Genomic DNA, 18,297 nt, shown 5'->3' on the forward strand with positions numbered 1-18,297 from the left:
GACGTCACGCCTCCCCGGGGCCGGCGCTGACTGCGGCGAGCGACGCGGCCGGGCGGCGTTGCGGCTCGGCGGTGGCGCAGTCGACCGTGATGTCGGAGCTGCCGATGCTCCGGTAGCCCTCGGTCGCCATCACCATGAAATCGTGGGTGCCCGGTTCCATGCCGGCGCGGGCCCACGCGTCGAAGTGGTCTTCGGTGTTGATCGTCCCACCGGTCCGCTTCTCCTGCCGGACACTCCAGTACCGCCAGAAGGTGAACGTGACGCTGTGATTGGCCCGCTCGCGGTAGACGTCGTAGGTACCGCCCTCGCTGGTGACGGTGCCCACGAAGGCGGCGTAATCGGGCCGGAACGTGCCCCAGTTCTCGACAATGTAGTACTCGGTGTACGGGTCGGTCGTCGTTCCGAACACGGCCAGATAGCCATTGCCCTCCGGTTCGAAGGTGCCGGAGTAACTGAAGGTCCGCGGTCCCCCGGTTTCCCAGCCCTTGCCGCCGATCCAGTTGCCGACGTCGCTCCACCGAGAGCTGTACCCGCCGCGCTTCAGCGTCATCGAGGCGTCGCCCACGTCCTGCCAGAACCAGTAGAAGCAACCGTCGTGCGTACCCCGCTGGTTGGTCGTGATGGTCGTTTCGCCGTCGGCGCTCGTCCCGGCGTCGGCGGGCAGCGCGGTCCCGGTGAGTGTCAGCGTCACGGCGCAGGCGGCGCTGAGGGTGGCCCTGACGATTGTGCGCTCAACTCGAAGACGTCCGAACATGGGAACCGTCCCTAGGTCTCTCGGAGCTCGGCCTGGGAAAAGCATCGATGAACAACGATATTACCTGACCGAGCAGGTGACCCGAGCTTTCAGGTTGTCGAGCAGTGCGGTGGTGGGGAGGCCGTACTCGGCGAAACCCACCATCGCGATGGAGTGGATGACCCCGATCAGCCTGCCGATGTGGTCAGCCGCCGGAAGGCCCTGCGCGGCGTGGAAATACGACGTCGACCTCATGAGTGCCGGACCCCCTTCGACTGCCTTCTGCTTTCCTTGGAACGTGACCTACCCCTGGCTCGACGCCCCCGCGACTTCGGTCGCCGACACCGCGCGCCAACTGCTCGGCTGGCTGGCGGTGGCCAACGGCGTCACCATCCGGCTCACCGAGACTGAGGCGTATGCAGGACTGGGCGGGGACCCCGCCAGCCACGCCCATCGAGGCCGGACCTCGCGTAACGCGGCGATGTTCGGGCCGGCCGGCCACCTCTATCTCTACCGCATATACGGGTTACACACCTGCGCCAATGTGACGTGCGGAGCCGCGGGGCAGCCTGCGGCAGTTCTCCTGCGCGCGGGGCAGGTCGTGAGCGGTGTCGACGTGGCCCGGGCCCGGCGACCCTCGGCGAAGCGCGACGTCGATCTCGCTTCCGGGCCGGCGCGCCTCGTCGAGGCGCTTGGCTTGCCACTCACGGCCTATGGCTCATCCGTGGTTGACGGCACGGGCCCACTGACCCTGCATCCTCCGCCCGAGCCGGTCCCGGACGAGCGCGTCGTAGCTGGTCCTCGGGTGGGCGTAACCGCTGCGCACGATCTGGCGTGGCGATTCTCGCTCGCCGGCGACCCCACCGTCAGCGCCTACCGTCGCCACGTGCCCCGTAGCAGCCGGACCTAGCCTAGTCGTCGTCCTCAGGTGCGCTGCGCGAGACGCAGAACTCGTTGCCCTCCGGGTCGGCGAGCGTGACCCAGGTGTGCGGCCCCTGACGCCCGTCGTGCAGGCGCGTGGCGCCGCGGGCGGTGAGCTTGCCGACCGCGGCCTCGACGTCGCCGTCCACGCCGATCCGGACGTCGAGGTGCATCCGGTTCTTTCCCGCCTTCTTCTCCGGCACCAGCTGGAACAGCAGCCGGGGGGCCCGCTTCAGCCCGTCCGGGTGGCGGATCGCCGCGCCTTCCCGCCACACCAGGGTGCCGCGGTGGACCTTGGTGTCGCCGTCCGACGCGTAGCCCTCGGCGATCATGCGCCGGATGAACGCCTCGTCGGACGGCTCCACCACCCAGTCCAGCGTCTCGGCCCACCAGTCGGCGAGCGTGTGCGGGTCGGCGCTGTCCTGCGTGACCTGGAATTCGTATGCCAACGGGATCACCTCGGAATTCGACGGAATGGGCGACAGCGAGGCTAGCCGCCATTGCGGACAGTATCGTTCCTCGATCGGTGTCAGACTCGGATCATGCTCGACACGTCGGCCCGCCTGCTGCGCCTGCTCGCCCTCCTGCCGACCCGGCCGGACTGGACCGGCCCGGAGCTGGCCGCCCGGCTGGAGGTGACCGGGCGAACGGTGCGCCGCGACATGGCCCGGCTGCGCGAGCTGGGCTATCCGGTACAGGCCACCCCGGGCGTGGCCGGCGGTTACCGGCTCGCGGCCGGATCGACCCTGCCGCCGCTGCTGCTGGACGACGACGAGGCCGTCGCGGTGGTGCTCAGCCTGCGGACCGCGACCCACCAGGGCGTGACCGGCGGCGCGGAGACCGCGGTGCGCGCGCTGGCCAAGCTGGAGCGGGTCCTGCCGGCCCGGCTGCGCCGGCGTGCGGCGGCGCTGCGGCTGGCCACGGTCCCGCTGACCGGCCCGGCGCCGACCGCGGACCCGGACGTGCTGACCGTGATCGCCGAGGCGTGCCGGGACCAGCACCGGCTCACCTTCGGATACCGCGACCGGGACGGCGCGGCGAGCGTGCGCACGACCGAGCCGCACCGGCTGGTGCACACCGGCCGCCGCTGGTACCTGGTGGCCCGCGACCACGACCGCGACGACTGGCGCACGTTCCGCGCCGACCGGATCGACGATCCGCGGCCGACCGGGATCCGGTTCACGCCGCGGAATCCGCCGGACGCCGCGGCCTTCGTCGCCGACGCCGTCACCACCGGGCCCTACCGCCTCCGCGCCCGGGTGCGGGTGCACGCGCCGGCCCACGTGGTGGCCGAGCGGTTCCCGCCCGGCACCGGCGTCGTCGAAGCGGTGGACCGGCACAGCTGCCTGCTGGTCACCGGCGCCGACCGGCTCGCGCCGATCGCCGTGCACCTGGCGGCGCTCGGCCACGACTTCACCGTGCTGGAACCGGCGGAACTGGTCGACGAACTCGGGACGCTGGCGGCCCGCCTCGCCGCCGCGCACCGCGCCTCGGCGGCCGGAATCTGTCGTACCCCCGTGTCATCCTGATGCCGTGGTGGTCACCTTCGACGCCGAGCTGTGGATCTGGGATGCCCGGCGCGGCGACAGCTGGACGTTCGTCAGCCTGCCCGGGGAGGTCTCCGGGGACATCCGGGACCGGGCCGGCGGGCTGCGCCGGGGCTTCGGGTCGGTGCGGGTGCGGGCCACCATCGGCAGCAGCACCTGGACCACGTCGATCTTCCCGGACAGCGCCCGGGGCGCCTACGTGCTGCCGGTCAAGCGCGGCATCCGGCGGGCCGAGTCGCTGGAGGCGGGCGACCGCGCGGCCGTCACGGTCGAGCTCGTCGACGTCTGAGCAGCCGGCCCGCCTCCCGGTCTCGGCGAGCAGCCCCACCACCGGCACCCGGTCAGCTCGCGACGAACTGACGGAACCGTTCCACCGCGCGGCCGGAGACCGCCGGGCCGTGGCCGAACACGGCGTGCGCGAAGTCCAGTTCGGCCAGCCGGGCCACGCTGCGGGCCTGCTCGTCCAGGTCGGCCGAGACCATCCGCGGGGTGCTGCCGATCCGCCCGCCGCGTTTGCCGGCCGCCGCGTCGCCGGCGAACAGCACGCCCTCGGCCCGGTCGAGCAGATAGGACACGTGCCCGGCGGTGTGGCCGGGGGTGTGCAGCGCGGTGAAGCCGGGGACGGGCGTGGCCCGGTCCGTGGTCACCAGGTCGTCCACCGGTGCCGGCTCGGGGGTGCCGAGCAGCAGGCCGACCAGCTTGACCACCGGGTGCCGGACCACCGCGCGGGCCTCGCCGGTCACGTACGGCGCGTCCAGCCGGTGGGCGACGACCCGGGCCCCGCTGCGGCGGCACAGGTCGGCGACGCTGCCGGTGTGATCGGGGTGGTGGTGGGTGAGCAGGATCGTGCGGACGTCGCCGACGGTACGGCGGATGCCGTGCAGCGCCCGGTCGATGGTGGCCGACCGGCGGGGCAGGCCGGTGTCCACCAGCACCACGCCGTCGTCGGTCACGACCACGTGCATGTTGACGTATCCGATGCCGAGTTCGAACACTCCGTCGACCACTTCGCGCACCCGCCGATGATGACACCGCGGAGTCCCGATCTGGCGCTTCACTAGGAACGACGCGCCGTAAAGACTATGTCAGACATTGATGATCTGCGATGATGGGAGCGCTCCCATGAACCGCCGGAGGCTCCCATGACCGCCACATTGGAATCCGCCGTCCGTCATTTCCGGCATCGTCGCCGCCCGTCCCCGTACCCCCTCGCGTTGGTCCTGGTGATCGCCTGGACCGCGATGTTCCTGACCGTGCCGCACATCCGCATCGGCGCGGACCTCCGCCAAGTCGCCCTCTTCGCCCACCTGGCCGCGCTCGTGCTCGGCTTCGGCGCCGTGCTCACGCTGGACTGGTTCGGCCTGATGTGGATCCTGCGCCGGCAGACCCTCACCACGCTGGTCCGGGTGGCGCAGGTGGTGCACACCCCGATCTGGCTCGGGCTCGCCGGCCTGACGCTCAGCGGCGTGCTGCTCGCGCCGAACACGTCGGCGCCGCTGACCGTGGTGAAACTGGTCGCCGTGCTCGGTGTGGCACTCAACGGCCTGGCCGCCGGCAAGGTGCAGCAGCGCATGCTGGCACTGGACGGCGCCACCCCGCCCCGCCGGCTGCTCGCCACCAGCGTCCTGGTCGCCACCATCTCCCAGGCGGGCTGGTGGACCGCCATGCTGGTCGGATTTCTCAACGCCCAGGACTGAACCGGCCGGGCCGCCGGCATGAGCCGGTGCCGGCGCGGGCAACAGGGGCGTCATGCCCACCGCCTCGCCGCCACCGGCCAGCCCGGCCCGGTTGTCCCCCCGGGCGTGGTGGCACACGCTGCGGCGCACCGTGCGCGAGTTCCGCAACGACAGCCTGCTGGACTGGGCGGCCGCGCTCACCTACTACGGTGTGCTGTCGGTCTTCCCGGGGCTGATCCTGCTCGCCTCGGTGCTCGGCCTGGTCGGCCCGGCCGCCACCCGGCCGCTGATCGACAGCCTCACCGGGGTGGCACCCGGACCGGTCCGGCAGATCCTCGCCGACAGCCTGCGCAGCCTGGACCGGGACGGGGACGCCGCCGGCGTGCTCGCCGTCGTCGGGCTGGCCGGCGCGCTGTGGTCGGCGTCCGGTTACGTGGGCGCGTTCATGCGGGCCGCCAACGCGATCTACGACGTACCCGAGGGCCGCCCGCTCTGGAAGACCCTGCCGGTCCGGATCGGGGTCACGCTCGTGGTCGGCGCCATGCTGGCCGCCAGCGCGCTGATCGTGCTGTTCACCGGGGAACTGGCCGAGTGGCTGGGCCGGCTGGTCGGCGCGGACCGGACCGCCGTCACGGTGTGGTCGATCGCCAAGTGGCCGGTGCTGGCGGTGCTGGTCAGCGCGGTGCTGGGCATCCTCTACTGGGCTTCGCCCAACGCCCGGCAGGCCGGTCTGAAATGGATCAGCCCGGGCGGGCTGCTCGCGGTCGTGCTCTGGGTCGCGGCCTCGGTCGGATTCGGGGTGTACGCGGCCAACTTCGGCTCGTACCACAGGACCTACGGCACGCTCGGTGGCGTCGCGGTGTTCCTGGTGTGGATGTGGATCTCGAACATCGCCATCCTGCTCGGCGCGGAACTGGACGCCGAGTTGCACCGCAGCCGGGCCATCGCGACCGGGTATCCGTCCGACTCGGAACCGTATGTCCGGCTGCGCGACACCCGGGCGCTGGACGAGCGCCAGAAGGAAGCGGTCGCCGACCCGCCGCCGCCCGGCTGACCTCGGGGTCCGGGATCGCGGCGGTTGACGGTCATCACTATGATCTCCCCGCACGCATCAACGGGGAGGAACTCTGTGGCACCCTCACGCCTGCGCCGGCTGGTTGCCGGTCTGGCCGGACTGATCGCGAGCGCCGCGCTGGCGCCGCTCCCGGCGAACGCCGCGCCCACGCCGCCCGAGCTGTCGTTCGAGCACGTCGCGCTGGTCCCGGACGGCCCGGCGAAGATCCAGCACGTGAGCTACTTCAGCTATCAGCCGACCGGCGGCGCGCCGTACACGTTGCACGACGTCAAGGCCACCATCGACACGTCCAAGCTGGCCGGTGTCGCGACCGTGGAGCTGTTCGGCAACTCCGGCGGGGCGTGCCGGACCGCCGGCACGCTGATCACCTGCACGTTCGACGCGCTCGGTGCGCCCGAGGGCTACGCCGGCGTCGCGATGGTGAGCTACCGCGCCGCCGAGGGTGCCGCGGTCGGCGCGGAGGGCACCGCCACCCTCACGATCAGCAGCCGTGAGCTGGGCTCGGTGACCCGCACCGCGAAGATCACGGTGGCCGAGGGCGTGCAGCTCGCGGCGGCCGGCGAGACGATCCTGTCGCGCACCTCGAAGCCCGGCGGCACGGTGTCGGTGCCGCTGTCGGTGCGCAACGACGGCAAGAACGCCATCACCGGCGTCGAGATGTTCTTCTACATCGACCCGTGGTATTCGCCGGCCAAGCGCTACCGCAACTGCGTGTACGGCGCCAGCGCGGCGTACTGCCACTTCGAGACGACGCTGCAGCCGGGCACCACGTACGCCGTCTCCGAGCCGGTCGGCGTCAAGGTGCGTGCCGACATTCCGGCCCCGTCCGTCGTCGGACCGACGTACAACTGGAAGACCCCGGTCGACAACCGGGACAACGTCGACCGGGTGATGGCGCAGCAGGGCCGGGCCGGCACCCAGGGTGAGCTGAAGCTGGTGGCGCAGTCCGCGGCGAAGGGCGCGCAGACCGACACCGGCGGCGGCGTCGACTGGCACAATGTGATCATCGACGTGCAGGGCACCCAGACCGCGGACGTGGCCGCGGTCGGCGCCAAGGTCACCGCCGCGGTCGGCAAGACCGTCGAGGCGAAGGTCGGCGTCCGCAACCTCGGCCCGGCGTTTCTTCCCGGCTTCCCGGAGCCGGCCGCGACCGCGACCGTGCGGATTCCGAAGGGCACGACCGTGGCGTCCGTGCCGGACGACTGCGTGGCGACGGGCAACGACAGGACCACGTACGTCTGCACCACCACGGTCATGCCGTTCGACCCGGACACCACGATCACCTGGCCGTTCCGGCTCACCGTCACCAAGTCCGGTGAACTGGTCGGCTCGGTGACCGCCAAGGCCGCCGGCGGCGACCCGAAGGCCGGCAACGACACGGCCAAGCTGACCGTGAACCAGGCCCGGGCCGTGAGCACCACCCCGACCACCAGGCCGGCGGCCGGCGGCTCCGGCGGTGGTGCCACGCTGCCGATCACCGGTGCTCCGGTCGCGGTGGTCGCGGGGGTCGGTGTGGTGCTGCTGGTGGGCGGGATCGCGGCGTTCACGCTGACCCGGCGCCGGAGGACCTGACCGGGCCGGCCGGAATGGCCGGTGCATGATCGACGGCTGAATGGCCGGTGTGGGCGGTGGCCCGCGCCGGCCATCGTCGTCTCCGGTGGCCGAATTGGACGGGCCTGTCCCGCCTTGTCGTGACGATCTCCCGGCGAGGCAGGGCTCCTTTTTGTTTCGTCGATGAAACTTCTGGATTTCGAGTCGAAAGTGGTTGATGATATCGGCGCAAGTGGATCGTCGTGGTCAGCGCGACCGATCCGGTGACCTGAAGGAGCGCCATGATCCGACGACGTGTGCTGCGTCGCTCGCTGCCCGCCGTGCTGGTGGGCCTGTTAGGGGCGATGCTGGTCCACCCGGCTCCCGCCGCCGCGGCCGACATTCCACCGCAGCAGCCGGGCGTAACAATGCGGGCCTTCGACACCCGGATTCCACTCACCGAGATCTGCACGCTGAAGCCGGGACAGACGCCGAACGTCGACCGGCTGATGCCGGTGATCGACTGGACCGGTGACGCGTTCGGGCTCGAGGACAACTTCGTGGCGCACGCGGTGGGTTACCTCAACGTCCCGGCCGACGGCGTCTACATGTTCCGGCTGAGCAGCGACGACGGCTCCCGGCTGTACCTCGACGACACCGTGGTGGTGGACCACGACGGACTGCACGGTGTGACGTCGAAGGACGGCTCGGTGGCGCTGACCGCCGGTCCGCACGCCCTGCGGGTCGAGTTCTTCGAGGCCGGCGGCGGACAGCAGCTCACGCTGGCCTGGCGGCCGCCCGGGGCCGCCGATTTTGAGATCGTGCCGAACTCGGTGCTCAGCACGGACGCCGACGTGGTCCGGGTGACCGCTCCGGGGCAGAAGCAGTGCGAGGGCTCGAACGACGCGCCCGGTGACGGCCTGCCGCTGGACGCCGTCCACCCCAACTACACGCTGACCAACCTGCGGCCCGAGGGCTTCGAGCCGAAGGTCTCCGGGATGGACTGGACCGCGGACGGCCGCATGGTCATCACCACCTGGGGCGGCAGCAACAACACCCTCGGTGAGGTCTACCTGGTGGACGGGGTCACCGGCGAGACCGACCCCAGCAAGGTCAGGTACACGAAGTTCGCCGAGGGACTGCGCGAGCCGATGGGCGTCGCGGTGGTCGACGGGATGATCTACGTGTCCCAGAAGCACGAGCTGACCGAGCTGCGTGACACCGACGGTGACGACGTCGCCGACGCCTCCCGCACCGTGGCGACCTGGCCGTACGGCGGCAACTTCCACGAGTTCGCGTTCGGCCTGCTGTACAAGGGCGGCAACTTCCACCTCAACCTGTCGGTCGCCATCGACCTCGGCGGCGCCACCACCAACCCGCAGCCCGCCACGAACCGCGGCACCAGCATCACGGTGAACCGCCGGACCGGGAAGATCACCTACGTCGCGGGCGGCCTGCGTACCCCGAACGGCGCCGCCTGGGGACCCGACGGCGAGGTGCTCGCGGTGGACAACCAGGGTGGCTGGCTGCCGGCGTCGAAGCTGGTGCACATCAAGCAGGACCGGTTCTTCCACCACTACACCAACCCGGCCGGGCAGTTCGACGCCAACCCGGTCACCCCGCCGGTGCTGTGGCTGCCGCAGAACGAGATCGCCAACTCGCCGAGCACCCCGGTGCTGCTGAAGAAGGGGCCGTTCAAGGGGCAGATGCTGATCGGTGACGTGACCTACGGCGGACTGCAGCGGGCATACCTGGAAGAGGTGCACGGCGAGCTGCAGGGCGCGGTGTTCCGGCACACGCAGGGCCTGGAGGCCGGTGTCAACCGCACCACGATCGGACCGGACGGCGCGATCTACGTCGGCGGGCTCGGCGCGCCGGGCAACTGGGGCCAGACCGGCAAGCTCTGGCACGGCCTGCAGAAGCTCACCCCGAACGGTGCGAACACGTTCGACATGAAGTCCGTCAAGGCCACCGCCACCGGCTTCAAGATCGAGTACACCCGCCCGCTGTCGGTGGAGACGATCCAGAACCTGGCCAGGTCGTACCAGGTCGAGCAGTGGCGCTACGTGCCGACTCCGCAGTACGGCGGCCCGAAGGTGGACGAGGAGAAGCTGACCGTCACCGGGGTCAAGGCCACCGAGGACCGTAGGACCGTCACGCTCACCGTCGCCGGGCTGCAGGCGGGCCACGTCGTGCACCTGCGCTCGCCCCGCCCGTTCAAGGCCGCGAACGGCGAACAGCTCTGGAGCACCGAGGCCTGGTACACGCTCAACGCGATCCCGGGCGCACAGCCGGACCAGGTGTTCTACGAGCTGGAGCAGGGCCGGCGCCAGGGCAGCGCCGGAGACGGCACCGACCACCCCGGATACTCCGGTGCCGCCTTCGTGGACAGCTTCGGCACGGCCGGCGCGTCCGTCACCACGCACGTCAACGTCAAGCGCAAGGGCACCTACGACGTCGGGCTGCGCTACTCCAACGGCCCCAACCCGTTCCGCGGGACCAAGACCGTCAGCGTGTACGTCAACGGGGTCAGGACCGGCCAGGCCGTGCTGCCCAGCACGGACAACTGGAACGACTGGGCCACCGAGACACAGCGGGTGGAGCTGCGCCGGGGCGACAACACGGTCGAGTACCGGGTCGACCCCACCGACACCGGCCACGTCAACCTGGACCTGATCACGGTGCGCCCACCCGGCGAGCGGATCACCCTGTACGACGGCGGCGACCTGTCCGAGTGGCAGCACACCGACGGCCGTGGCCCGGGCTGGCCGCGGGTACCGGGCGACGCGATCGAGGTCTGCTGCGGCGACCTGCGCACCAAGCAGGCGTTCCGGGACTACAAGCTGCACGTGGAGTTCAAGGTTCCGCAGCTCCCGGCGGACGTCACCGGGCAGGACCGCGGCAACAGCGGCGTGTACCAGCAGGAGCGGTACGAGGTGCAGGTGCTGGACTCGTTCGGTGACACCACGCCGGCCACCAACGAGGCGGCGGCGATCTACCAGCAGAAGGCGCCGGACGTGAACGCCGCCACCGCGCCGGAGACCTGGCAGACGTACGACATCGATTTCCGGGCGGCCCGGTACGACGCGGCCGGCACGAAGACCGCGAACGCCCGGATCACGGTGAAGTGGAACGGCGTCGTCGTGCACAACGACGTCGAACTGACCGGCCCGACCGGCGGCAGCATCCCGGAGGGACCGTCGACCGGCTCGATCCGCCTGCAGGACCACGGAAACAAGGTCCAGTACCGCAACATCTGGATCGAACCGGCCGCCTGACGAACCGGCACACCCCGCGGGCCCCGGTGCCCGCGGGGTGTCCGGTCGTTCACCGGGACAACGCCTCGGTGGGCGCCAGCCGGGCGGCCCGGACCGCCGGGTACAGGCCGGCCACCGCACCCACCAGCACCGTGGCGGCCACCCCACCGGCCAGCGCCCACACCGGCATCGCCACCGGCCACGACCGCCACCACGACCAGACCGCGGTGACCGCCGTGGCCACCGCCGCGCCGGCCACCCCGCCGAGCCCGGCCAGCAGCAGCGACTCGGCCAGGAACTGCTGGCAGATCTGTCCGCCGGTGGCGCCCAGCGCGCGCCGCAACCCGATCTCGGCGCGGCGTTCCAGCACCGACACCACCATGGTGTTCGCCACCCCGACGCCGCCGACCAGCAGCGCCACCGCGCCGAGGCCGAGCAGCAGGCCGTTCAGCGCGGCGTCCCCGGCCCGGGCCGCGGCGAGCGCCTCGGACGGGCGGGACACCTGCACCTCGTTCGGGGCGGCCGGGTTCACGGTGGCCGCCAGCACCCGCCGGACGTCCTCGACCGCCGACTCCACCGACCGGGTGTAGACCGTGGTGGGCGCGCCGTCGAAGGCCAGCAGCTTCGCCGCGGCGGTCCACCCGACCAGCGCCGCGGCGTCCAGTTCCGGGGCCAGCGGCACCGGCGCCAGGATGCCGACGACCGCGAACCACTTCCCGCCCAGCCACACCCGCGGGCCGGGCGCGCGGACCCCGAGCCGCTCCGCGGCGGTGGCGCCGAGGACGACGGCGGGACCGTCGGCCACCACGTCACCGAGCCACCGGCCTCTGGCCAGCCCGGCCCGGACCGTGGCGGGCAGGTCGAGGCGGGCGGCGAGCACGGCGATGCTGCCGCTCTCCGCGGCCGGGATGCGGTCGGTGCGGTACACCTTCGCGTCCAGCCGCCCGGTGGCGCTGACCGACCGGATCGGGCCGATCCGGCGGACCATCGTGAGGGACTCCGCGGGCAGCGACGCGTCCTCGCCGCGGAGCGTCTGTCCGGGGCCGGCGATGAGCAGGTTCGTGCCCAGGCCGGCCAGCGCCCGGTCCAGTTCGGCCCGGCTGGACGCGGAGATGCCGACCACCGCCAGCATCGCCGCGATGCCGATCGCGATGCCCGCGGCGGACAGCACCATCCGCAGCGGCCGGGACCGCAGCCCGGCCGCGCCGAGCCGCAGCACGTCGGCGGCCGCCAGGCGGGCCGGGCGCAGCCGGGTCACGAGGCCACCAGCCGTCCGTCGCGCAGGTACACCCGGCGGGGGAGGGCCGCCGCGATGTCCCGGTCGTGGGTGATCACCACGACCGTGGTGCCGGCCGCGTGCAGACCGCGCAACAGGTCCATCACCACCGTGCCGGCCGCGGTGTCCAGGTTGCCGGTGGGTTCGTCGGCGAGCAGCAGCGGCGGGTCCGCCACCACGGCCCGGGCGATCGCCACCCGCTGCCGTTCGCCGCCGGACATCTCGTGCGGCCGGTGGTGCGCCCGATGGTCCAGACCGACGCGCTCCAGCGCCCGCGCCGCGCGCCGGCGGCGCTCCCGCCGCCGCACCCCGGCGTACAGCAGGCCGTCCGCGACGTTGTCCAGCGCGGAGACCCCGGCGGCCAGGTGGAACTGCTGGAAGACGAAGCCGACGGTACGGGCCCGCAGCGCCGACAGCGCCCGGTCCGGCAGGGCGGCCACGTCGTACCCGTCGATGTGCACGCTTCCGGCGGACGGCCGGTCCAGCGCGCCCAGCAGGTGCAGCATCGTCGACTTGCCCGAACCGGACGGCCCGACCACGCCGACCAGTTCGCCGGCGCCCACGGTCAGCGACACGTCGGCGAGCGCGGTGACACCGCCCGGATAGTGCTTGCGGACGTCCGCCATCCGGATCACGCCGCCATCCCCACGGTCATCCCGTCGGTGAGCCCGGCGCCGCTGACCTCGGCCCGGCCGTCGGCGAACAGGCCGACGTCCACCGGCAGGTAGCGGCTGCCGGCCGGGTCGACCACCTCCAGGCCGTACCCGCCCTCGGCGAGCGCGAGCAGCGCCGCGACCGGCACGGTCAGCACGTCCTTGCGCTCCTCCCCGGTGTACGTGACCTCGACCGGCGCCTCCCGCAACCGGCCCAGTGCGTCCCGGTCGGTGAGCCGGACGGTCACCGGCAGGGTCGGCGTGTCACCGTCCTTGGGCGTCGCCTTCGTACCCACGTGGGTGACCTTGCCGGGGGTCTGCCTGCCGTCCGGCAGCGTCACGGTCACCGGTACCCCCGGGTCGGCCCACCCGGCGGCGTCCGCCTCCGCCTGCACCGTCACCACCGGCGTCGCCCCGGTGTACGACAGCACGTCGCCGGTGGCCGGGCCGCCGAGCCGGCCGGTGTGCCCGGCCACCCGGATCGCGCCGGTGGCCACCACCACCGACTCCGGGGTCACCGCGCCGGTCTCCGGCAGCCCGAGCTTCTCCTGCCAGCGGCGTACCGCGGCGGCGGTCCGATAGGTGTACTCGTCGTCGACGGTGAACTCGTCGTACCCGAGTTCCCGCAGGTTGCGTTCCAGCTGGGCGACGTCCGGGCCGTCGGTGCCCGGGACCAGCGACCGGTACATCGGCAGGATCCCGTACAGCAGCACCACCGGCCGGTTGTCGGCGCGCAGCAGCGTGCCGCCGCGGTCCACGGCGGCGCCCACCTTGGGCAGCCAGGTGAGCGTGCCCGCCGCCCGGGAGGCGAGCGGGACCGCGGTGCCGTAGCCGAGTTCCGCGTCCACCGTGGTCCGGCTCGCCAGCGTCTGCCGGGTGACCGTGGTGGTGGCGGCCGGCCGGTCGGCGCCGGGCGCGCCCGGCGGCCGGTCCCGCAGAAGCAGCACCACGCCGCCGCTCCCGGCCAGGACGAGGACCGCGGCGACGGCGATCACGAGCCGGCGGGTGCGGCGACTCACCGGCTGCCCCCGGTAGTGCCACCCCGGATGGCCGGCAGCCGGTCCGGCCCGACGCTTGCGCACTTCTCCATCGCCTCGCCGAGGTTCTTGTGGTCGGGCATCGCGGCGAAGTGGCCGCTGGCCGGATCGGGATCCGGGAAGTCCGGTACGCCGTTCTCCCGCACGCACTTCGCCATGGCTCGCATCTTGGTGACGTCCTCGGGCGACATCTTCGGCGGCTCTCCGCCGTTCGGCAGCAGCTCGCGGCACTTCTCCGCGGCGGCCTCCATCTTCTTGACCTCCGGCGAACCGGGCTTGTCGGCGTCCCCCGCCCGCAGCGCGATCCCGCCGCTCGCGTCCGGATCCGGTATGTCGACCCCCTCCGCGCGCATGCACTGCGCGAACTTGCGCATCTGCGCCGCGTCGTCCGCCGGCGCCGCCGGCGCCGAACTGGCCGCGCCCTTCCCGGCCGAGGCCACCGGGGGCGCCTTCTCGTCCGCGCCCGCGCACCCGCCCAGGGCGGCGACGACCAGCAGCGGTACGGCGAGCAACCGGATCATGTGTCCGTGCGTCATCACGGCTCCCTTCATGTCGGCGCACAGCCCACCGCACCGCCCATAAGACGGCCGTCAGCGCGAACGCTTACCGCGGCTTTATCGTCCGGTCCGCACCATGGACCGATGCGGGTACTGGTGGCGGAGGACGAGGTCGTGATGGCGGACGCGATAGCCGAGGGGCTGCGGCTGCAGTCGCTGGCCGTCGACACGGTCTACGACGGCGACGCCGCGCTGCAGCGCCTGGCCGTGCACAGCTACGACGTGCTGGTCCTGGACCGCGACCTGCCGGGGGTGCACGGCGACGAGGTGTGCCGGTCGGTGGTGGCGTCCGGCGGCGCGGTCCGGGTGCTGATGCTCACCGCCGCGTCCGAGGTGACCGACCGGGTGCACGGCCTGGCGCTCGGTGCCGACGACTACCTGCCCAAGCCGTTCGCGTTCAGTGAACTGGTGGCCCGGGTGCGGGCGCTCGGCCGGCGGGCCCGGCCGGCCGCGCCCCCGGTCCTGGAACGCGCCGGGGTCCGGCTGGACACCACCCGCCGGGAGGTACGCCGCGACGGCCACCACGTGGCGGTGTCCCGCAAGGAGTTCGCCGTGCTGGAGGAGCTGCTGCGGGCCGACGGAGCGGTGGTGAGCACCGAACAGTTGCTGGAACGGGCCTGGGACGAGCACACCGACCCGTTCACCAACGTGGTCCGGGTGACGATGATGACGCTGCGCCGCAAGCTCGGCGCCCCGCAGGTGATCGACACGGTGACCGGAGTGGGGTACCAGATCCCGTGACACCGCACCGCTGGACCGTCCGGGCCCGCCTGACCGCCATCTACGGCGGCCTGTTCCTGCTCGCCGGGGCGGCGCTGCTCGCCATCACCTACCTGCTGTTGTCCCAGGCCCTGAACAACCAGGGCATCGACCAGACCCGGGTGTACGCCCTACCCGGCGTGGCTCCCGCCGGCGCCGAGACGATCGAGGTTCCGACCCGGCCCGCGGAGGAACTCGCGTCGGTGGTGCCGCCCACCGGACTGACCGACGATCAGCGCCTGGACATCGAGAGCCGGTGGGTCCTCGCCCAGGACCTGCAGCGCGACTTCCGCCAGGCGACCCTGTCCTCGCTGCTGCGGCAGGGGTCGATCGCGCTGGCCGGGGTGGCCCTGGTCGGCATCTGCCTGGGCTGGGTGACGGCCGGGCGGACGCTGCGCCCGATCCAGCAGATCACCGAGACCGCGCAGCGGGTCGCCGACCGCAACCTGCACGAACGGATCGGGCTCACCGGTCCGCGCGACGAGCTGCGCCGGCTGGCCGACACGTTCGACGACATGCTGGCCCGGCTGGACGCCGCGTTCGACTCGCAGCGCCGGTTCGTGGCCAACGCCTCGCACGAGCTGCGCACCCCGCTGGCCATCAACCGGACCCTGATCGAGGTCGCGCTGAGCCGGCCGGACCCGCCCGCCGAGGTGCGCCAGCTGGGCGAGACCATGCTGGCGGTGAACGCCCGGCACGAGAAGCTGATCGACGGCCTGCTCCTGCTGGCGCGTACCGAGCAGGAACTGACCGACCCGGTCCCGGTCGACCTGACCCAGATCACCGACCGGTTGACCGCCGCCGCCCGTTCCGAGGCAACGGCCGCCGGCGTCACGCTCACCGTGACCACCGAGCCGGTGGCGACCACCGGCGACCCGGTGCTGCTGGAACGCCTGGTGCAGAACCTGCTGCGGAACGCGATCGCCTACAACGTCGCCGGAGGCCGGGTCGACGTCGCCTGCCTGGCGGGCCGGCTGACCGTCACCAACACCGGGCCGGAGATCGCCGGGTACGAGATCCCGCGGCTGTTCGAACCGTTCCAGCGACTCACCGACCGGGTCGGTTCGGCGCACGGCACCGGGCTGGGGCTGTCGATCGTGCGCTCGGTGGCGCGGGCGCACGGCGCCGAGGTGAGCGCCGCGCCCGGGCCGGAGGGCGGGCTCACGGTGACGGTGACCTTCCCGCCGGACGCCGGGCCGTCACGGCGCTGACCGGCGCGCACCGCGGTCCGTCCTGGGCCTCGGCGGTGAGCACACTGACATGGGCGGTGTCGCCGGGCCACCTGCGGTAGCCGGCGGCCGCAACCACGTCCGGCCCGGCACGCACCACGAACGCCGGTGAGGTGATCTCGGCCAGGCCTGACTCGTCGGCGTCGTCAGCCGACACCCGCGCCAGGAGCCCTTCCACCTCGTTCCCGTCCGCCGGGGCCAACTCCACGAGGCCGGAGGCGACCGGGCGGAAACCCGCCGCGTCGCAGTACGCCAACGTCGCAGGTCCCAGAGCCGGCCGGGCACAGCAACGACCGGGGAGAGACGGCCACCTCGATTGCCGAGTCCGCGAAGCCGACCTGCGCTCCGGCCAGCTCGATCCAAGGCCTCCGAGCGCGGTCCACCAGGCGGTCATCGATCACGGCCGAATCATGGCAAGCGACCGACGCGGCACGCCACCGAGAAACCGCGACCGGATGCGACCCGGGCGGGGCGCTACTTCACCTCGCGGAGGCGGCCCGTCTCGACCTCGTACACGAAGCCGCGCACCGAGTCCTTCACCGGGATGAACGGGTCGGCGAGGATGCGCCGGACCGACTGCCGCACGTCCGCGTCGAGGTCGGGGAACGCCTCCGCGGCCCAGGCCGGCTTCACGCCCACCTCGGCCTCGATCGCCGCCTTGAACTCGTCGTCGGTGAAGGTGAGCATGCCGCAGCCGGTGTGGTGGATGAGGATGATCTCGGTGGTGCCGAGCAGCCGCTGGCTGATCGCCAGGCTGCGCAGCTGGTCGGCGGTGATCACGCCGCCGGCGTTGCGGATCACGTGTGCGTCGCCCTCGGCGAGGCCGAGCAGGCCGTACGGGTTGAGCCGGGCGTCCATGCAGGCGACCACGGCGACGTGCCGGGCGGGCGGGAGTGGCAGGTCGCCCTTGTCGAAGTCGGCGGCGTAGCGCTCGGCGTTGGCGAGCAGCTCATCGGTGACGCTCATGGTGCCTCGCTCCTTCGGTTCAGTAGCCGGGAACACAGTTGCAATATACCTAGTAAGGCGATAGGAAATACAGGTGTTGCCGGCCTGGGTGGTGGCTCCTGACCCGAGCCCCGGCCGCTGATGTCGTCGTCCCGTACCGCCGATCTCGTCGCCCGACCGGTGACGGGCCGGCGCGCGCCCTCCTGGAGCCAGACTTGTCCACCTCGGTAACCACCGCGACGGCACCGCCCGCCGCCGAACCGTCGATCGGCGGGCCGCCGGCGGGCCGCCGGGCGCCCGCGCCGCGCGGCGGACGACGGCGCCGGATCCTGTTGCGCCTGCTCGCCCTGGCGGTCCTGTACGCCCTGTGGGAGGTGGCCGCCCGGGTCACCCGCAACCCCACGTTCATCCCGCCCCCGTCCGCGGTGTGGCACCAGCTCGTCGAGACGTCCAGCACGCACGACGGCCGCCGCGGCTACAGCGGCCACCTGCTGATCGAGCACCTCGGCGTGAGCCTGCGCCGGATCCTGGTCGGTTCCGCGATCGGGATCGGCGCCGGCCTGGTGCTCGGGGTGGTGATGGGCTCGGTCGCCTGGATCCGGGTGGTCGTCGAGCCGGTCGTCACGTTCATCCGGGCGCTGCCGCCGCTGGCGTACTTCAGCCTGTTCATCATCTGGTTCGGCATCGACGAGACGCCGAAGATCTGGCTGCTGTCGATCGCCGCCATGCCGCCGGTCGCGGTGGCCGCCGCGGCAGCCGTCTACTCCGCGCCGACCGCGCTGGTCGAGGCCGCCCGGGCACTGGGCGCCGGCCGCCGGCAGGTGATCCGGGACGTGGTGCTGCCCAGTGCGCTGCCGGAGATCTTCACCGGCATCCGGCTCGCCGTCGGGGTGGCGTACTCGTCGGTGGTCGCCGCCGAGACCATCAACGGCGTGCCGGGCATCGGCGGCATGATCCGCGACGCCCAGCGCTACTCGCAGACCGACGTCGTCGTGCTCGGCCTGTTCGCCATCGGCCTCTCCGGCCTGCTCATCGACGCCCTGCTGCGGACGGCCGAGAACCGGCTGATCCCGTGGCGGGGCCGTGCCTAGACAAGGAATCC

Annotated in this window: 20 protein-coding genes; 10 read left to right on the plus strand and 10 right to left on the minus strand. The window is 72.4% G+C overall.

Annotated features, from left to right (window positions below; all coding sequences use genetic code 11):
- Positions 1–4 precede the first annotated feature (4 nt).
- Both LDL48_RS32810 and LDL48_RS32815 read right to left on the minus strand, forming a co-directional pair.
- A complete protein-coding gene (locus tag LDL48_RS32810; protein ID WP_225259007.1) occupies positions 5–691 on the minus strand; it encodes a glycoside hydrolase family 11 protein in 687 nt (228 codons plus the stop codon).
- A 123-nt stretch (positions 692–814) separates the two neighbouring features.
- A complete protein-coding gene (locus LDL48_RS32815) occupies positions 815–988 on the minus strand; it encodes a hypothetical protein (protein WP_225259008.1) in 174 nt (57 codons plus the stop codon).
- 43 nt (positions 989–1,031) lie between these two features.
- Here LDL48_RS32815 and LDL48_RS32820 point away from each other — a divergent pair, with 43 nt between their 5' ends.
- Complete coding sequence (locus tag LDL48_RS32820; protein WP_225259009.1) at positions 1,032–1,643, plus strand: DNA-3-methyladenine glycosylase; 612 nt, start codon at positions 1,032–1,034, stop codon at positions 1,641–1,643.
- 1 nt (position 1,644) lies between these two features.
- Here the strand turns inward: LDL48_RS32820 and LDL48_RS32825 are convergent, their stop codons facing one another.
- Positions 1,645–2,103, minus strand: coding sequence for a VOC family protein (locus LDL48_RS32825; protein ID WP_255629568.1), 459 nt, complete (start codon positions 2,101–2,103; stop codon positions 1,645–1,647).
- Between the two features lie 93 nt (positions 2,104–2,196).
- Here LDL48_RS32825 and LDL48_RS32830 point away from each other — a divergent pair, with 93 nt between their 5' ends.
- Complete coding sequence (locus LDL48_RS32830) at positions 2,197–3,183, plus strand: helix-turn-helix transcriptional regulator (RefSeq protein ID WP_225259011.1); 987 nt, start codon at positions 2,197–2,199, stop codon at positions 3,181–3,183.
- Positions 3,184–3,187: 4 nt separating this feature from the next.
- Positions 3,188–3,490, plus strand: coding sequence for a DUF1905 domain-containing protein (locus LDL48_RS32835; RefSeq protein ID WP_225259012.1), 303 nt, complete (start codon positions 3,188–3,190; stop codon positions 3,488–3,490).
- 52 nt (positions 3,491–3,542) lie between these two features.
- Here the strand turns inward: LDL48_RS32835 and LDL48_RS32840 are convergent, their stop codons facing one another.
- Complete coding sequence (locus LDL48_RS32840) at positions 3,543–4,217, minus strand: MBL fold metallo-hydrolase (protein WP_225259013.1); 675 nt, start codon at positions 4,215–4,217, stop codon at positions 3,543–3,545.
- Between the two features lie 126 nt (positions 4,218–4,343).
- Here LDL48_RS32840 and LDL48_RS32845 point away from each other — a divergent pair, with 126 nt between their 5' ends.
- The 4 genes from LDL48_RS32845 to LDL48_RS32860 all read left to right on the plus strand — a co-directional run bounded on the left by LDL48_RS32845 (position 4,344) and on the right by LDL48_RS32860 (position 10,760).
- Complete coding sequence (locus LDL48_RS32845; RefSeq protein ID WP_225259014.1) at positions 4,344–4,898, plus strand: hypothetical protein; 555 nt, start codon at positions 4,344–4,346, stop codon at positions 4,896–4,898.
- 52 nt (positions 4,899–4,950) lie between these two features.
- Positions 4,951–5,931 (plus strand): YihY/virulence factor BrkB family protein, encoded by a 981-nt coding sequence (locus LDL48_RS32850; protein ID WP_225259015.1) that lies wholly within the window; start codon positions 4,951–4,953, stop codon positions 5,929–5,931.
- Between the two features lie 75 nt (positions 5,932–6,006).
- Positions 6,007–7,524 (plus strand): DUF11 domain-containing protein, encoded by a 1,518-nt coding sequence (locus LDL48_RS32855; protein WP_225259016.1) that lies wholly within the window; start codon positions 6,007–6,009, stop codon positions 7,522–7,524.
- Positions 7,525–7,784: 260 nt separating this feature from the next.
- A complete protein-coding gene (locus LDL48_RS32860) occupies positions 7,785–10,760 on the plus strand; it encodes a 3-keto-alpha-glucoside-1,2-lyase-like domain-containing protein (protein ID WP_225259017.1) in 2,976 nt (991 codons plus the stop codon).
- Positions 10,761–10,809: 49 nt separating this feature from the next.
- Here the strand turns inward: LDL48_RS32860 and LDL48_RS32865 are convergent, their stop codons facing one another.
- The 4 genes from LDL48_RS32865 to LDL48_RS32880 are packed head-to-tail and all read right to left on the minus strand — an operon-like array spanning position 10,810 to position 14,241.
- Positions 10,810–11,997, minus strand: coding sequence for an ABC transporter permease (locus LDL48_RS32865; RefSeq protein ID WP_225259018.1), 1,188 nt, complete (start codon positions 11,995–11,997; stop codon positions 10,810–10,812).
- The gene (locus LDL48_RS32870) at positions 11,994–12,650 is read right to left on the minus strand and encodes an ABC transporter ATP-binding protein (RefSeq protein WP_225259019.1); all 657 of its coding nucleotides are present in this window, start codon (positions 12,648–12,650) and stop codon (positions 11,994–11,996) included. Before LDL48_RS32870 ends, LDL48_RS32865 begins: the two co-directional genes overlap by 4 nt.
- Positions 12,647–13,687 carry a peptidoglycan-binding protein gene (locus LDL48_RS32875; protein ID WP_225259020.1) on the minus strand — a complete coding sequence of 347 codons (1,041 nt, stop codon included), beginning with the start codon at positions 13,685–13,687 and terminating at the stop codon, positions 12,647–12,649. Before LDL48_RS32875 ends, LDL48_RS32870 begins: the two co-directional genes overlap by 4 nt.
- Complete coding sequence (locus tag LDL48_RS32880) at positions 13,684–14,241, minus strand: hypothetical protein (protein ID WP_225259021.1); 558 nt, start codon at positions 14,239–14,241, stop codon at positions 13,684–13,686. Before LDL48_RS32880 ends, LDL48_RS32875 begins: the two co-directional genes overlap by 4 nt.
- 105 nt (positions 14,242–14,346) lie before the next feature.
- Between LDL48_RS32880 and LDL48_RS32885 the strand changes: the two genes are divergently transcribed.
- Both LDL48_RS32885 and LDL48_RS32890 read left to right on the plus strand, forming a co-directional pair.
- Positions 14,347–15,003, plus strand: coding sequence for a response regulator transcription factor (locus LDL48_RS32885; protein ID WP_225259022.1), 657 nt, complete (start codon positions 14,347–14,349; stop codon positions 15,001–15,003).
- Positions 15,000–16,232, plus strand: coding sequence for a sensor histidine kinase (locus LDL48_RS32890; protein WP_225259023.1), 1,233 nt, complete (start codon positions 15,000–15,002; stop codon positions 16,230–16,232). The genes LDL48_RS32885 and LDL48_RS32890 overlap by 4 nt, the downstream gene beginning before the upstream one ends.
- On the opposite strand, the gene LDL48_RS32895 is transcribed toward LDL48_RS32890, so the two are convergent.
- The gene (locus tag LDL48_RS32895; RefSeq protein ID WP_225259024.1) at positions 16,183–16,506 is read right to left on the minus strand and encodes a hypothetical protein; all 324 of its coding nucleotides are present in this window, start codon (positions 16,504–16,506) and stop codon (positions 16,183–16,185) included. The genes LDL48_RS32890 and LDL48_RS32895 overlap by 50 nt on opposite strands.
- 218 nt (positions 16,507–16,724) lie before the next feature.
- Entirely contained in the window at positions 16,725–17,216 is a 492-nt protein-coding gene (locus tag LDL48_RS32900; RefSeq protein ID WP_225259025.1) for a beta-class carbonic anhydrase, read from the minus strand.
- 194 nt (positions 17,217–17,410) lie between these two features.
- On the opposite strand from LDL48_RS32900, the gene LDL48_RS32905 reads away from it, so the two are divergent.
- A complete protein-coding gene (locus LDL48_RS32905) occupies positions 17,411–18,286 on the plus strand; it encodes an ABC transporter permease (protein ID WP_225259026.1) in 876 nt (291 codons plus the stop codon).
- Positions 18,287–18,297: the final 11 nt, after the last annotated feature.

Origin of the sequence: Jidongwangia harbinensis (assembly GCF_020216025.1) — a bacterium.
Classification (GTDB): Bacteria; Actinomycetota; Actinomycetes; order Mycobacteriales; family Micromonosporaceae; genus Actinoplanes; species Actinoplanes harbinensis.

Coding starts and splice junctions, on each gene's coding strand:
- LDL48_RS32845 (WP_225259014.1), top strand. CDS start 4,344: ATGACCGCCACATTGGAATCCGCCGTCCGTCATTTCCGGCATCGTCGC.
- LDL48_RS32900 (WP_225259025.1), bottom strand. CDS start 17,216: ATGAGCGTCACCGATGAGCTGCTCGCCAACGCCGAGCGCTACGCCGCC.
- LDL48_RS32815 (WP_225259008.1), bottom strand. CDS start 988: ATGAGGTCGACGTCGTATTTCCACGCCGCGCAGGGCCTTCCGGCGGCT.
- LDL48_RS32850 (WP_225259015.1), top strand. CDS start 4,951: ATGCCCACCGCCTCGCCGCCACCGGCCAGCCCGGCCCGGTTGTCCCCC.
- LDL48_RS32860 (WP_225259017.1), top strand. CDS start 7,785: ATGATCCGACGACGTGTGCTGCGTCGCTCGCTGCCCGCCGTGCTGGTG.
- LDL48_RS32880 (WP_225259021.1), bottom strand. CDS start 14,241: ATGACGCACGGACACATGATCCGGTTGCTCGCCGTACCGCTGCTGGTC.
- LDL48_RS32830 (WP_225259011.1), top strand. CDS start 2,197: ATGCTCGACACGTCGGCCCGCCTGCTGCGCCTGCTCGCCCTCCTGCCG.
- LDL48_RS32885 (WP_225259022.1), top strand. CDS start 14,347: ATGCGGGTACTGGTGGCGGAGGACGAGGTCGTGATGGCGGACGCGATA.